The sequence below is a fragment of the Candidatus Methanomethylophilus sp. 1R26 genome, assembly GCF_001481295.1.
In the GTDB taxonomy this organism is placed as follows: Archaea; Thermoplasmatota; Thermoplasmata; order Methanomassiliicoccales; family Methanomethylophilaceae; genus Methanomethylophilus.
The window spans coordinates 1-13,942 of record NZ_LOPS01000015.1; the positions used below are offsets into that span (position 1 = coordinate 1).

The 13,942-nt window shown below is 62.2% G+C and carries 14 protein-coding genes and 5 pseudogenes; 3 read left to right on the forward strand and 16 right to left on the reverse strand.

Annotated features, from left to right (window positions below; all coding sequences use genetic code 11):
• The 10 genes and pseudogenes from AUQ37_RS02990 to AUQ37_RS10735 form a co-directional block, all read right to left on the reverse strand.
• A pseudogene (locus AUQ37_RS02990) lies at positions 1-187 on the reverse strand (hypothetical protein); the annotation flags it as partial.
• A 1-nt stretch (position 188) separates the two neighbouring features.
• A pseudogene (locus AUQ37_RS13440) lies at positions 189-934 on the reverse strand (geranylgeranylglyceryl/heptaprenylglyceryl phosphate synthase).
• Positions 934-1,746, reverse strand: coding sequence for a UbiA family prenyltransferase (locus AUQ37_RS03000; RefSeq protein WP_058747351.1), 813 nt, complete (start codon positions 1,744-1,746; stop codon positions 934-936). Before AUQ37_RS03000 ends, AUQ37_RS13440 begins: the two are co-directional and overlap by 1 nt.
• Positions 1,747-1,770: 24 nt before the next feature.
• The gene (locus AUQ37_RS12850; RefSeq protein ID WP_320408845.1) at positions 1,771-2,013 is read right to left on the reverse strand and encodes a hypothetical protein; all 243 of its coding nucleotides are present in this window, start codon (positions 2,011-2,013) and stop codon (positions 1,771-1,773) included.
• A complete protein-coding gene (locus AUQ37_RS12855) occupies positions 1,905-2,768 on the reverse strand; it encodes a THUMP domain-containing protein (RefSeq protein WP_201013678.1) in 864 nt (287 codons plus the stop codon). Before AUQ37_RS12855 ends, AUQ37_RS12850 begins: the two co-directional genes overlap by 109 nt.
• A gap of 15 nt (positions 2,769-2,783) precedes the next feature.
• Entirely contained in the window at positions 2,784-3,725 is a 942-nt protein-coding gene (gene radA / locus AUQ37_RS03010; protein ID WP_102134589.1) for a DNA repair and recombination protein RadA, read from the reverse strand.
• Positions 3,726-4,520: 795 nt separating this feature from the next.
• Positions 4,521-4,736: pseudogene (locus tag AUQ37_RS13445) on the reverse strand (CCA tRNA nucleotidyltransferase); the annotation flags it as partial.
• Between the two features lie 115 nt (positions 4,737-4,851).
• A pseudogene (cca, locus tag AUQ37_RS13450) lies at positions 4,852-5,850 on the reverse strand (CCA tRNA nucleotidyltransferase); the annotation flags it as partial.
• Between the two features lie 52 nt (positions 5,851-5,902).
• A complete protein-coding gene (locus AUQ37_RS03025; protein ID WP_201013680.1) occupies positions 5,903-6,613 on the reverse strand; it encodes an MBL fold metallo-hydrolase in 711 nt (236 codons plus the stop codon).
• A 5-nt stretch (positions 6,614-6,618) separates the two neighbouring features.
• Positions 6,619-6,756, reverse strand: coding sequence for a hypothetical protein (locus AUQ37_RS10735; RefSeq protein WP_201013681.1), 138 nt, complete (start codon positions 6,754-6,756; stop codon positions 6,619-6,621).
• Positions 6,757-6,878: 122 nt separating this feature from the next.
• Here AUQ37_RS10735 and AUQ37_RS03030 point away from each other — a divergent pair, with 122 nt between their 5' ends.
• The gene (locus AUQ37_RS03030; RefSeq protein WP_058747354.1) at positions 6,879-8,168 is read left to right on the forward strand and encodes an amidohydrolase family protein; all 1,290 of its coding nucleotides are present in this window, start codon (positions 6,879-6,881) and stop codon (positions 8,166-8,168) included.
• Positions 8,144-9,145 (forward strand): PHP domain-containing protein, encoded by a 1,002-nt coding sequence (locus AUQ37_RS03035; RefSeq protein ID WP_058747355.1) that lies wholly within the window; start codon positions 8,144-8,146, stop codon positions 9,143-9,145. The genes AUQ37_RS03030 and AUQ37_RS03035 overlap by 25 nt, the downstream gene beginning before the upstream one ends.
• On the opposite strand, the gene AUQ37_RS03040 is transcribed toward AUQ37_RS03035, so the two are convergent.
• From AUQ37_RS03040 to AUQ37_RS03065, 6 genes and pseudogenes are all read right to left on the reverse strand, one after another.
• Positions 9,069-9,728, reverse strand: a complete 660-nt coding sequence (locus AUQ37_RS03040) for a lactate utilization protein (protein WP_058747356.1) — start codon at positions 9,726-9,728, stop codon at positions 9,069-9,071. The two genes, AUQ37_RS03035 and AUQ37_RS03040, sit on opposite strands and share 77 nt — an antisense overlap.
• Before the next feature lie 67 nt (positions 9,729-9,795).
• The gene (locus AUQ37_RS03045) at positions 9,796-10,440 is read right to left on the reverse strand and encodes a phosphatidylserine/phosphatidylglycerophosphate/cardiolipin synthase family protein (protein WP_058747357.1); all 645 of its coding nucleotides are present in this window, start codon (positions 10,438-10,440) and stop codon (positions 9,796-9,798) included.
• A 182-nt stretch (positions 10,441-10,622) separates the two neighbouring features.
• Entirely contained in the window at positions 10,623-11,222 is a 600-nt protein-coding gene (locus AUQ37_RS12050; protein ID WP_058747358.1) for a hypothetical protein, read from the reverse strand.
• Between the two features lie 27 nt (positions 11,223-11,249).
• Positions 11,250-11,522, reverse strand: a complete 273-nt coding sequence (locus AUQ37_RS03055) for a hypothetical protein (protein ID WP_058747359.1) — start codon at positions 11,520-11,522, stop codon at positions 11,250-11,252.
• A 304-nt stretch (positions 11,523-11,826) separates the two neighbouring features.
• Positions 11,827-11,979, reverse strand: a pseudogene (locus AUQ37_RS13455) (DapH/DapD/GlmU-related protein); the annotation flags it as partial.
• Positions 11,980-12,392: 413 nt separating this feature from the next.
• Complete coding sequence (locus AUQ37_RS03065) at positions 12,393-13,013, reverse strand: ATP-binding protein (protein ID WP_058747361.1); 621 nt, start codon at positions 13,011-13,013, stop codon at positions 12,393-12,395.
• Between the two features lie 156 nt (positions 13,014-13,169).
• Between AUQ37_RS03065 and AUQ37_RS03070 the strand changes: the two genes are divergently transcribed.
• Complete coding sequence (locus AUQ37_RS03070; protein ID WP_235584863.1) at positions 13,170-13,937, forward strand: DUF6293 family protein; 768 nt, start codon at positions 13,170-13,172, stop codon at positions 13,935-13,937.
• Positions 13,938-13,942 lie beyond the last annotated feature (5 nt).

The window sequence follows — 13,942 nt, forward strand, 5'->3', positions numbered from 1 at the left end:
ACTTGCAGGCCACGGCCCTGGACTGGAAAAGGCTGAACTCCTTCCCGCACTTGGGGCAGAGGTACCTGCGCGCGGCCACCTTGAGCTTGCTGTCGATGCCCGCCTGCTGCTCCTCTGGAGTGGTCCATATGTACCCCGTGGGGGAGAGGGGAGTGTTGTATGACGGTCCGCCGTTGTAGTCTGCCATATCAGATGCCCTTCGCAGCATGCACCACGGAAGTGAGGAGGTCTTCGTCGCTGCACTGCTCGACGAACGTCCCCGTCACGATGGCGTCTGCGCCTGCTTCCCTGGCCGCTCTCGCGGCCTCAGGGGTCCTGATGCCCCCGCCTATGATCAGGGGGACGTTCACGGCCTCCTTGACCGCCCTGATCATCTCGGGCGGCACCGGCATGTCGGCCCCGCTTCCTGCCTCGAGGTAGATGAGCTGATGTCCCAGATACTGGGCGGCCAGAGCGTAGCCGACCGCTTTCGCGATGTCATCGCGGGGTATGCAGTCGGTATCGGTGACCTCGGCCACCTTCATTCCGGCTTGATGATGATGTACGCCATGGGTATGGACTCGATGTGCATCTTCGCCACATAGGGGGCCACCAGGGCGTGCCCGTGGGAGATGAACTCGGGGTTCCTGCTGTTGAGGATGCTCATGAAGAACATCCCGTCGACCTCAGGCGAGATGGCCCGGGGATCCGACGGGAAGTAGATGGTGGGGAGCCCGGTCGCTTCCCTGACGGCCTTGGCCGTGGCACCGAGGTTCTCGCTGGTGACGCCGGTGGACCCGCCCAGCATGAACGCGTCCGTCCCGGCCTCCTTCAGGTTCTTGGCGATCTCCGCGGCGTGTTCAGGGGTCATCTTAACGGGATCGGGGTCGAGAAGGGTCATGTGAATGGTCCCCTCGGCCATCTTACGGAACAGGTAATCTTTGAGACCGGTCATCACAGCACTCCCAATATGAAGGCGATAAGCGCGGCGAGCATGGCGATTTTCGCCATTTTCTCAGCCTTGTGTGCGTCTTTGAACACAGAGTATGCGCAGTAGATAAAGATTGCATCGGGGATGATAACGAAAAGATACCCGATGCCGAACGTGTCAGAGGCGAGGGGTATGAAGCTGAGGGCGGGGCCGATGATGAAGAACGCCGCGGCGATGACCGCCGCCTTCCTGTTCCCGATGATCATCGGCAGGGTCCTTCTGCTCCCGGCGTCCGATGCCTCGTCCTCGATGTCCTTGGCGATCTCCCTGCCGACGGAGACGGTGAATGCAAGGATCGCAAGGATCCAGACATTGGAATAATCGTCGGCGACGGCACCTCCGAATATGAAGATCATGCCGGTGAGGACAGCGATGCAGAGGTTGCCTACGAACCCCCTCTGCTTGAGCAGGGTCTCGTATGCGTACATCAGGACCGCGCATACCGCTACGGTGATCACTGCCCCGAGGTTCAGGGCGAAGGATATGATGACGGAGAGCACCAGCCCGCCGATCCCGCAGATATGCGCAGTCCGCGGGGATATCTCTCCTTTGGGCACCGGGCGGTCCGGATGGGCGGTTCTGTCTATCTCCCAATCGATGCTGTCGTTTAGGGAGTTCCCGCCGGCGACGAAGACGATCACCAGGATGCAGGCGACGGCCACATCGAGCGCTTCGTCCGCGATGTCGGAGCCCATCGCGATGAAGCATGCGATCAGGGTCCCGAGCGCGCCCATCAGGCCGTTCCCGAACCTGAACAGGCGGAGATACTTGTTCACGCTCGTTGAATGTCCGCCTCCCTATTATAACTGGCGCACGTAGATGTGATAGAACCTGGACAGCGAGCCGTGCACATACTGCTCGTAGACCTTCTGCAGCTTCATGTACGGGTTATCGTACACATGGGGGAGCACCACTCCCGCCCTGCCCTCCTGGGTCAGTACTTTCGGGAACGCTTCGAGCGCTCTCGCGTAGATGTGGTCCACGTTCTCTCCGCCGGTCTTCGTGGACCTCCCGTACGGGGGGTCGCAGGCGATCGCATCGATCTCGCTGAACCTCTCTGGTATGTCGCCGATGTCGATGGTCTCGAGTCGTGGAGCGGGAGATGGTAGTACTCGAGGTTCTCCCTGGTGCCTGCCACCATCTCCGGGTCGAAGTCGGAGGCGATGGCCTTCATCCCCATTTCCGCGGCCTCGATGACGATGCCGCCGGTCCCGCAGAACGGGTCGAGGACGGTCCCCCCTCTCTTGACCCCGGTCAGGTTGATCAGGGCCCTGGCATATTTCGGATGCAGGGATATCGGCGAGAAGAAGGGCCTCTCGCTGACCTTGCGCTCCCTCAGCAGGTCGGCGTCGAAGACCCTATCGCGTATGAACAGGTGGAGCCGGTCGGTCATGAGCATCCCGACGGTGATGTCGGGGTGCTTCAGGTTCACATCGTTCTTCCGGGACAGCACTGCGCCGGCCTCGCGGACCATCTTCTGCGAGTCGACGTCAGGCATGAACCCTTTGAAGCGCAGGTGGCGGACGGCGAACGTCCCTTCCGGCATGTCCGCGTCCGCCAGGGGGCCGAAATCCCCCGGATCGACCGAGCACAGGTACCTTCCGGCCGAATGAGCCAGCGCCAGCCTGGAGCATATGTCGGGGAATCTCTCCTCCGGGAACTCCGAAACAACATAGCCGGGGCCGGCGGAGACCGTCAGGCAGTCTCCGTCGGTCTCGGTGCGGATGGTCTGAAGAACCTCGTCGCGGGGCATGTCGCCCAGCTCTCCGAGGAGCTCGAAGAGGAATCTCCTTTTCACGTAAGGCCAACTGGGTCAGTCGGTAATACCGTTTTCGGTGACCATGAAGACGGCCTCGCCCTCCGGCATGTTGGGCGAATCGACGAGCCTGGCTATCCTCTTCCCGGCCTTCCCCTTCCTCAGGTAGATACGGAACGTCGCGGTGTGCCCGACGACGTTGCCTCCGATGGGCCTGGTGGGGTCGCCGAAGAACGCATCGGGCTTGGATGCGACCTGGTTGGTCACGGCGATGACGGCATTGTTCACGGTGGCGAAGTTCAGCAGGTCGTGCATGTGGCGGTTGAGGATCTGCTGCCTCTCCGCGAGGGCGCCCCTGCCGAGGTACTCGGACCTGAAGTGCGAGGTGAGGGAGTCGACGATCAGCAGCCTGACCTTGACCTCTTTGGCCAGCTCCATGGCCTTGTCCACGAGCAGGACCTGGTGCTGGGAGTTGAACGCCCTGGCCACATGGATCCTCTTGAGGGTCTCCTCGGGGTCCACACCCAGGAAATTGCACATCTGGACAATCCTCTCGGGCCTGAAGGTGTTCTCGGAGTCGATGATGATGACATCGCTGTCCAGCCCTCCCCTCTCCTCGGGCAGAGTGGCGTTGACGGCGAGCTGGAAGCAGACCTGGGTCTTGCAGCTTCCGAACTCCCCGTAGAACTCGGTGATGGCCTGGCTCTCAAGGCCCCCTCCGAGCAGGTCGTCGAACGCCTTCGATCCGGTGGTCAGCTTGGTCACCGCCGACCTCCTCTGCTGGATGACATCTCCGGTCTCGAAGCCGCCGATGTCCGCGACCAGCTTCGCGCCCTCGATGATGTCCATCGCCTTCTTGTCGCCGATCTCGCATGCTTCCGCGAGGTCCTTGGGCGCCGCGACCGCCACGGTCATGACGTCGTTGTATCCAGACTCGCGAAGCTTGTCTGCGATCGCGGGGCCTACTCCGGGAATGTCCTCAAGGGTCTTCTCAGCCATTCGAATCACTTCGGAATCTCATTACACGGATTTGGTATTTAAGCGGAATCGGGGGATATCCGATTCTGACCGAAACTGATATCTGGGTCACTTTATTATTAAATGAATATCATATAATAAGTAATTAATTTTGTTTATATATCGGAAGCATCCAACCGGTTTGAATTACTTGAAAATAGTAATGAAACGAATAATCCTCAGAATCGGGGCCGGCCGATTCTGACCGATTCTGAGGCTGCGTAACGATTGCTATAAATTTATAAGCAAAGGAAGGATGGAGGGCGCAATGGCAAAGAAGAGGCATCTAGTCAAGGAACAGCAGGAGGAGGAGTACAGCTTCACCCCCAGCGACTTCGACGAGAAGGAGTTCATCCTCAAGTCCATCTATACTTCCAAGGTCCTCTTGATCACCATCGTCTTCGCCGTCATCATCGGAGTGATCGCGTCGTTCATCTGCAAGGCGCTCGACGACATTGTGGCGACCGTGATCTGCACGGTCATCGTCTTCGCGTTCGTGGCCGTCATGAAGAAGCTCTACCGTGCGATGGGCATAAGGGTCGACCTCATGGACGGGAAGAGCCTGGCAGTAGACTATCTGATCTTCCTGATCCTGGCCCTCGGTGTCTGCATCGTCTTCATCAACGCCCCGTTCGACTGAGGCGCATGACCGGGGCCGGGTATCCGGCCCCTTTATCTTCTTTATCAGCAGTGTTTTTCTCAGGATTCGGGTCAGGCCCGGGTTTCCGCCGGGCCTATAGAACCTATAATTTTCCCCGGATCCCGTTCGGAAGGCCGTCACTCGGCCTTCCAGGGGAGCATGGGGTCCATGAGCTCGGTCAGGAGGGCCCTGTCGCCTTCCTCGATGGACTCCGCGTGGCCCCTGATCTTCATGGTATCGGGGTCCATCTCCCTCCCGATGCCCGCGAGGGATGCCTCCTCCTGGAGCATCTCGACCGCCGAGAAGTACATCCTCTCCGCGATCACGCACCACGAGCCATCCTCGATGAACGGCGCCCCGTACTCGCTGTTCTTCCATTTCTGGAGGAAGCCGTCGGCGGCCTTGACCCAGACCGGGGGGGCCTATGTGCTTGTAGGTCTTCGAGAGCACATCGCGGTCGAGCTCGAACGCGATCGTCATCGTGTCGTTCTCCAGGCCGTGGACGGCCCTCAGGACGTTGAAGTCGAAATCGTCGAGCTTCTTGGCCAGGGCGTACTGGGTCTTCCAGAGCTGGGACCAGAGGTTCTCCTCTATGACGTCCGGCCTGCGGAAGGTGACGGTCAGTATCCTGGAGCCGTGCACGGATGCGATCTCGTCGAGCATCTCCGCGCTCAGGGGCTTCCTCTCGACCGGGAAGAAGAACTTCTCGGACGGCTTCGCCAGGTAGTCTTTGGCAGCTGTTATGAACAGGGCGAGGGTGTCTAGGTGGACGGCGGAGGCGACGTTGCGCTTCTTGTCCACGGGGTCGTAGACGATGAGGGGGCCGATCATGGGGGGCCCGCGCTCCCTGATCTCGATGGACGTCCCCTCCTTCCAATCGGAGGCCGCAGCCTGCAGCACGCCGTCGAAGGTGCCGTACTTGATGACGAGCAGCTCGCACAGGTACCCGGAGAACCCGCGGGTGTTGGGCTCCGCGCCGTAGGCCCCGATGCCCTTCATGAACTTCTTGAGGAGCCTGACCTCGTCCCTCTGGCCGAGGCTCATGTTGTCGAGGACGAACTGGGTATGGAACGGGGTGCGGTCGACGGCCGACTGTATGCGGTCCAGCCCGTCCAGGTGGTAGCAGGGGACGAGGTCGACGTCGACGCCCTCGTACTTCCCGGTTGTGTAGGGGTGCTCAGCGAACATCCTCTCGCCGTGGAGCACGTCCTCGCCCATCTTGAGGCCTATGCGGACGAGGTCCTCCCTGGGGAGCGACGGCGGGAACATGACGAACAGGTCGATGTCCGGGTCCGCGAGATAAGTGTCCTTGGAGTACGATCCGGCGAACCTGATCTCCGCATCGATGCTCTCCTTGTCGATGTACGCCTGCACGGCGTCATGGAGGTCGTCCGCAGCCTTCTTGATGCGGGCGCGGTCCTCCTCGGTCGGCCTTATCTTCCTGAGCACGTCCTGCTCGACGTTCATGCGCTGTGCATCAATCGGCTTGGTTTAATATTATCCCCGGAGGCCGGGCCGTTCAGACGAGGCGTTTCCTTGTCGGGGCCCAGGACGGGATGTAGGGGCCGCCGTACGCCTGCCTCTCTCCGATGGAGATGCTCCCGCCCACGTCCAGGGTCATGAGGTCCCTGCCGGCCACCGTGCGGACGCCGGACCTCTCCTGGCAGATCGCGGCCTCCTTCTCCGGGCCCTCCTCTATCATGACGATGCCCAAGTGGATGAAAACCGCGAGCTCCGGCCTTACGAGGGCGCATATCTCCGCCGCAGTGTCGGTGCACATGTGCCAGGGGATCTTGTTGTCATGCGGGGTGGTCACCGGGAGGATGAGGACCCTGGAGCCGATGTACTGCCTGCCGATGTCCTCGTCGTACTCGGTGTCGCTGAGGTATGACACGATCCCGTTCTCCGTGTGGAACCTGAAGCCCACGTTCGTGGGGTCGCTGTGCCTCGCCCTGCAGATGTCGACCTTCATGCCGTCCACGTCGAGGGTGTCGCCGGGGACGAAGGACGAATATCCTTCGGCAAGGCCCAGGTGGTATTTCGAGACGATCGGCCCCAGCCCGGACGCTCCGGAGATCACCGATGGGCTCCCGTAGATGTGCCCGCGCTTCACCCAGCCGCCGTGTGTCATGCCCTCTATCACGCTCGGGCTGTCGGAGTAATGGTCCGGGTGGGCGTGGGATATGATGACCGAATCGGTGGTGCCGAGGTCGTAGCGGATGCGGGCCATCTGGGTCAGGCGCCGGGGCCCGGGTCCACATGGAGCCGTTTCGCCGGGTCGCCGTGCTCTATGAGCATACCTCCTGTGCAGCGCGTCTGGTACATCGTCGTGTGCCTGCCGCCCCCGGTCCCCAGGAAAGTGATGCGGAACATTGTCGCCGGATGTTAATGCACCGCCCTATTTCCGAGTATCGAATGCCTGTTCGGGCGGATGTGCCAGAGGACAGCATGCACATTATCGCACACGTTATAAACCAGCCCCGCGATTAACGGGCATGCTCACAGTCTTCAGGGATGCCTGGATCGTCACCCAGAACGCGGCCAGGGAGGTCGTGCGCGGCGATGTCGCGGTGGAGGGCGAGAGGATCGTCCAGGTCGGAGGGAAGTACAACGGGACCGGCGATGAGGAGATCGACTGCTCGGGCGATATCATCATCCCGGGCCTGGTGAACACCCACACGCACATCGCCATGTCCGTGATGAAAGGCGTCGTCGACGACCTGTCGTTCGATGATTTCCTGGCCAAGGTGTTCAAGATCGACGCCGACAGGACAGATGCCGACCTGGCCCTCGGAACCAAGATCGGTGCGGCCGAGATGATGCTGTCCGGGACGACGACCTTCATGGACCTCTATTATTCCGAGGACGTCATAGCGAAGGCAACGCAGGAGGCCGGCATCCGCGGGGTCCTCTGCTGGTGCTGCCTCGATGAGGACAAGACGACCCAGAACGGGAATCCTGTGAAGAACTGCGACCGCTTCATCCAGAGGTTCTCCGGCGAACGCAAGATCGTCCCCGGGGTCGGCCTCCAGGGAGTGTACGTCTGCGGCGAGGAGACCTGCGTGCAGGCGAAGGAGCTCTCCGACAGTACCGGGGCCCCTATGAACTTCCACCTGTCCGAGACCCGCGGCGAGGTCAACGCCCACAAGAGGCAGACCGGCAAGAGGCCTGCGGAATGGCTCTCCAGCATCGGCGTCCTCGGGCCCAGGGGAGTCGCGGCTCACAGCGCCTGGCTCACCATGAACGAGGTCCGCCTCATGGGCGAGGCGGGCATGTCCGTGTCGTCCTGCCCCTGCTCCAACATGAAGCTCGCCACCGGCGGCGTCGCCCCGGTCCCCGAGTTCGACAGGTACGGGGTCAACGTATCGCTCGGGACCGACGGCAGCACCACCAACAACTCTCTCGACATGATCGGGGAGATGAAGACGCTGGGCCTCCTGCAGAAGGCCAGCAGGTGGGACCCGACCGTGACCCCGGCCCAGGAGCTGCTCGACATCGTCACCGTCAACGGCGCCAAGGCCGTCGGCATGTCCGACAGGATCGGGAGCATCGAGTCCGGGAAGTACGCGGACCTGGTGGTCCTCGACGGGAAGGCGCCCAACCTCAGGCCGCTGGTTCCGGAGAACATCATAGCGAACCTCGCCTACTCCCTCAACCAGGCCAATGTGAAGACCGTCATGTGCCAGGGCGACATCGTGGTGCGCGACAGGAAGGTCACGACCATGGACGTCCCTGCCCTGGTCGGGGAGTCTGAGGAAGCATGGAGAAAGCTCTGCCTTCGCTGACCCCGTCGGCCGCCGCGAGGGGGCGCGTGCTGTTCTCGCCCCCCATGTACCGCGAGCTGGAGGAAGAGGGGTACATGTTCGCCGACATGCACTTCCACACCAACTGCTCGGATTCCTTCACCAAGATAGGGGACGCCGTCGCCCTGGCGAGGAAGAGGGGCACCGGGTTCGCGGTCACCGACCACAACCTGATTTCGAGCGCCATGCGCGCTACCGACAGGGAGGATGTTTTCGTGGTCCCGGGGATGGAGATCAGCACAACCGACGGGCCCCACGTCCTGACGTACTTCTACGAGGCGAAGGACCTGCAGGACTTCTGGAAGCGCCATATCCGCCCTAACCTGCAGACCTGCCCGTGGCTGGCCCTCAGGAAGTTCACCACGGAGGACCTCCTGAACATCGTCGAGGAGGAGGACTGGCACTGCGTGGTCTCCGCCGCGCACCCCATGGGGTACTTCGGCACCAATAAAGGCGTGGAGGTCTGCATCCGCAAAGGCTACCTGGACGAGGACATCGCCCGCCGCCTCGATGCCTACGAGGTCATATGCAGCGGGATGAGCCGCGAGAGCAACCTCGCCGCTTTGGACTCAGCGGCCCGCTACGGGATAGGGTTCACCGGAGGCACCGACGGGCATATGCTGAACGAGATCGGCAACGTCGTCACCGCAGTGAGGGCCTCCGACCGCGAGGAGTTCCTCGACGGCATAAAGAAAGGGAGAAGCCTGGTGATCGGCGAGGAGAAGATCGCCGCCAGGAAGGTGATGATGGGCTCGGAGTCCTTCGTCAGGTTCCTGGAGCACGCCCCGTCGGCCGCTTACGTCCAGACCAAGTCCGGGGTGCGCTCCCTGCACCGCTCGGTGAAGAAAGGGGCGAAGGCCCTGAAGGACCAGTTCGGCCGCTTCAGAAACCGAGCTCCTCTCCGACCAGGATCACCTGGATCCTGCCTTTCCTGGGGCAGAAGCTCATCTGCACGGTGAAGTTGCAGATCGAGTCCGTCACCAGGGTATCGTCGGTGACGTCCCTCTCGGTGTAGAGGGTGTCCTCGAGGCCGAACCTGGCGGCATTGGCCGCCGCGGCCGTGTCCTGGGCGCGAATGAGGGCACCCTCCCTGTCCCTGCAGACCTTGTTCATCCCGACCACGGCGATGACGTTCTTCGGGCCGTAGGTGATGGCGGCGACCCTGTTGCCGGTGCCGTCGATGTTGAAGACGGTCCCGTCCATCGAGACGCCGTTGAAGCTCGTGAGGTAGTAATCCACGGAGAACGCCCTGCGGACGAGCTCCTCCTTCTCCTCGGGGGTGGACGCCTCCGCCCTGTCGATGATCTTGTAGGGCCCCGACCTGACCCTGTCGAGAAGCCCGATCTCGTCGATGGTCATCGACCCTCCCCAGGAGACGGACGATTTGGGGGGCATCATGGCCAGCGCTTTCTCCACCGCTTCCTCTGCGGTGTCCACGTAGACGGCCCCGAACTGCCTCTCCCTCAGGTTCTCCACCAGGACGCGGGCCTGGGCCTCCCAGAGCTTCTTCTTCACTGCCTTGACATCGGCCTTCGCTGCCATGATTCATGAATCGCCCTGACGGGGATAAAAACATTGAGCATGGGCGGATCCGGCCTGTGTTCGGGCCTCAGAGCTGATCGTAGTTGAGCAGCGAGAGGAAGGTCCTGATCTTCTGGCCGCGGGTCCTCGACATGTACATCTCATGGGTGTACTCGGTGCTCTTGGACAGGTCCCTCATGAATTCGTCGGCCATCCTCATGCCCATCTCGGACGAGTACATGAGGACGTTGCATTCGAGGTTGATCTTGACGCTCCTCTCGTCGAAGTTCGCGGTGCCCACCGAGCAGTAGAATCTGTCGGCGACGATCGTCTTGGAGTGGAGGAACCCTCCGCGGTATTCGTACACCCTGCATCCGGCCTTGATGGCCATGTCCGCATAATGCCTGTTGGCCCAGTAGACGCACGGGTGATCGCCGATCTCCGGGATGATGATGCGCACATCGACACCGGACCTCGCCCTGAGCATCAGTTCCCTGAGGATCTCCCTCGGAGGGACGAAGTACGGGGTCTCGATGTAAATGCTGCTCCTGGCACATCCGATGAGGGTCAGGAACTCGATGCCCACCGGGTTCTCTTCGGGTATCACCGGGTCCCCGGGGATGATCTGCATCGCGACAGGGTTCTCCGCAGGGGCGGCGGCCGCGAAATCCGGCAGGCCCCTCAGATCCTCCTTCTCCGAGTACATCCACAGGTCGGCGAAGAGCCCCAGCATCTTCCCGGCCTGCGGGTCCGACGATCCTGACGGCAGCGTCCCTCCATTCTCCGAGGGGGCCGTCCCCCAGGTACTCGTTTCCGATGTTGTACCCGCCCTGGTAGGCTATGCGTCCGTCGATGACCACGGTCTTCCGATGGTCGCGGCAGTTCTTCTTGGGGCTGAACATCATGCGGTTCATGTTATGGAAGAACGATATCCTGCATCCCGATTTCTTCAGGCGGCTCACGAACAGCATGTCCCCTCCGTCGTAGCCGTAGTCGTCGAAGGAGATGTAGACCTTCACACCGGCGCGGGCGCGTTCCTCCAGGATATCCAGGAACTCCTTTCCGGTGCGGTCCCTGCGGATGACATAGCACTCGATGGCGATGAGGCTCTGCGCCCGCCTGAGGTCTCCGAAGAGTGAACCGAAGTACTGGGTCCCGCCGGGGGATATAGGCGGCGGAGCTGTCCGCGGAGAACCCCAGGGCCCCGGAGCGGGCGAGGGCGCGGGCGGCCGACAGGGGCTCGGCCATCGAGGTCCTGTCCATGATGGCCCTGTCGATGAGGTCGATCCCCTCGTTGCGGTACACTCTGAAACGGCGCCTGAAAACGGGTTTCCCGACCATTATGTACGCTCCGAACATCACGACCGGGTTGATCAGCATTATGATGAACCAGACGGCCTGCCTCCTGAAGGTCGAGCGGCGGGCGGCCAGCAGGGCCCCGATGACCAGGATGTCGATGGCAGCGAACACCGTGTAGATGAAATCCCAGGTGTGGCCTGCCAGAGCGTATGCCATGCTCTTTCCGATGGTCTTCCCTGTTTATTAATCTCCGCGCCTGCGGTCCGCGAAGTTCCCTGCCAGGACCTCTATCGCCCATATGCATTCGCCGGCGACGGTGTCCGCATCCTCATCCATCCCCCGGAGGATCCAATACGATATCGTCCCCTCGAAGACCCGCCCGCAGATAATCGCTAGCATCGGGTTCCTGTATCCGGGGCCGGTCTCGTAGGCGGCCGCGCGCCCGGCCCTCATGCCGATCTCCCTGAAGGCGCGGACAAGCTCCCAAGAGGCCGACGAGCGGGCGACGGCGGACACTACGTCCCTCTATTCGGAGGCGGCCCTGAACGCCCCGGCGATATCCTCCCTCCAATCTTGGCTGCCCTGCCCGATGCAGAGCCGGCGGACGATCCCGAACACGCTCCCGAAATGATAGTAGAAAGTCTGGCGGGAGAGGCCGCTGGCCTCGCTATCGCCGAGACTGTGACCTTATCGTAGGGAATCTCCGCCAGAAGCCTTCTGAACGCCAGGCAGATCGCTTCCTCGGCGGCGCTTCCGTTCATGGTCTCGGGCTCTCCGGAAACGCCGAACGCCCTTCGGCGGCCTCAGGCCGCCGTCAAAGCTTCCTGATCACCCTCGCAGGGCTTCCTGCCACCACTGTGCCGGGCTCCACATCCTTGGTGACCACCGCTCCGGCCCCGACCACGGCGCCTTCCCCGACGGTTATCCCCGGGAGGATTATCGCGCCCGCCCCGATCCATACGTTGTCGCAGATCCTGATGGGCTGGGCGTACGACATGAACGGGTTCTCCCTCCTGGTCTCGGCGTCCAGCGGATGCGATGCGGTCACGAGCTTCGCGCCCGGCCCTATCAGGACGTTGTCCCCGATGTCGATCTCGGCATCATCCAGCATGACCACGTCGTAGTTGATTATGTCGTCCTTCCCGAGGCGGATGTTGAACCCGAAGTCGAAATGGAACGGCGGCACGACCTTGGTCTCCCCCTTCACGGGCGCATGCAGGATCTTCTCTAGCAGCGCCTTCCTCTCGCTGCGGGTCAGGCCTGATGAATTGTATTCTGTGCGGAGCCTGTCCCCTTCGTCCAGGGCCTCGTCGAGCACCGCGATCTCCGGATCGCTGCGTCCGATCGGCTGTCCCTTCCTCATCCTGTCCAATATGGTCTCTCCCTTCATACGCTCACCTTTCCGTCCGGTCCGATGGTCACTATCTCGATCTCCGTGTCCTTCCCGCTTGCGCGGACGGCATCCTTCACGGCGCGGACGATGCCGCCGCAGCAGGGCACCGTCATCCTGGTCACGACGATCTTGCGGATGTCATGCCCGCCGATGATGTCGGCCAGCTTCTGCCAGCAGTCCGGAGGGTCGAGCTTGGGGCATCCGATCGCCATGGCCCGCCCCTTCTCGAACCTCTCCTGGAAGCCGGGCATCGCGTATGCGGTGCAGTCTGCGGCCACGAGGAGCTCCTTCCCGTCGAAGAACGGGGCGCCCGCCGGCACCAGCCTCAGCTGGACGGGCCACTGCGAAAGCGCGAGGCCCTCGACCCTGCGGGGGCCTCCGCCGCGGGTGCCGGCCACCATCGGGACGCCGAACGGCACCGCCTCGCGGGCCTCTATGCTTATGGCGCCCGCAGGGCATGCGGGAAGGCACGCTCCGAGGCCGTCGCAGCAGGATTCGTCGGCCACCACGGCCTTTCCGTCCACTATGCGTATCGCACCCTCTTCGCAGGCCTCGGCGCAGGCCCCGCATCCAGTGCATTTCTCCGGATCTATCCTGACGACATTCCTGAGCATCAGGCAATGAATCGCCGTGCGCGCTAATAAATCAGATGCTGGATGCGCGCTGCGCGTCGGGAACCCTTTTAACCCGCGGCAGGCATATTGAAGCTGTCGGCGGCCCGTTATCCGGTGCCGCGGAGGGATACATTGAGGTGCGCTGTCCTGGCTTGTGTGGCTTTCGAGACCGTCAAGGTGGTCCGCCCTGTAACCTTCTACGGCGCGGACGAGGTGCATCTGTTCCATTACAGCCGCAGCGGGGACGACATCTACGGGAAGTTCTACTCCGAGGTGGTCAGGCTCCTGAAGCTCGGGGTCCCCGGAATCCGCATCGTGGAGCATTCCAAGGACCCAGTGTACGACTTCCCGGCCATGCTCAGGGCCCTCTTGGACTGCATCAGCAAGGCCGAGGCCGACGGGTGCGACAGGGTGCTGGTGAACGCCTCCTCCGGGCCGGCCCAGTTCACGGCCGCGGCGGTGGTGGCGTCCTTCATGACCGGGGCCCGCGCGTTCACGGTGGGCACCAAGGAATACACCGTCCCGGAGGAGGACATCGAGAAGCTCTATTTCCGCGGCGGCCTGCCGGTGGGCCTGTCCGGGAAGATCTACGATCCCCGCCTCATAACGGATTTCCCCATCAAGATGCCGGACGAGGGCCTGGTCCGCGCCCTCAGGGTGTACCGCGACATGCGCGACGCCATGCTCCCGGTGAGTGCGCACAATGTGATCGATGCCCTCAAGGAGAACGGCCTCTGGAGCTACTCGGCCAACCGCGGCTCCAGCAGGACGTCGGACTTCCAGAAGGAAGCGATGTACTACCAGCGCCATTTCATCGACGAATGGAAGTCCAGGGGATGGATCTCGAAGAAGGGCCGCGGTTCCAAATACGACCTCACAGAGGACGGCCGGAACATCGCAGATACATTCTACAACAAATCCTGAGCGCC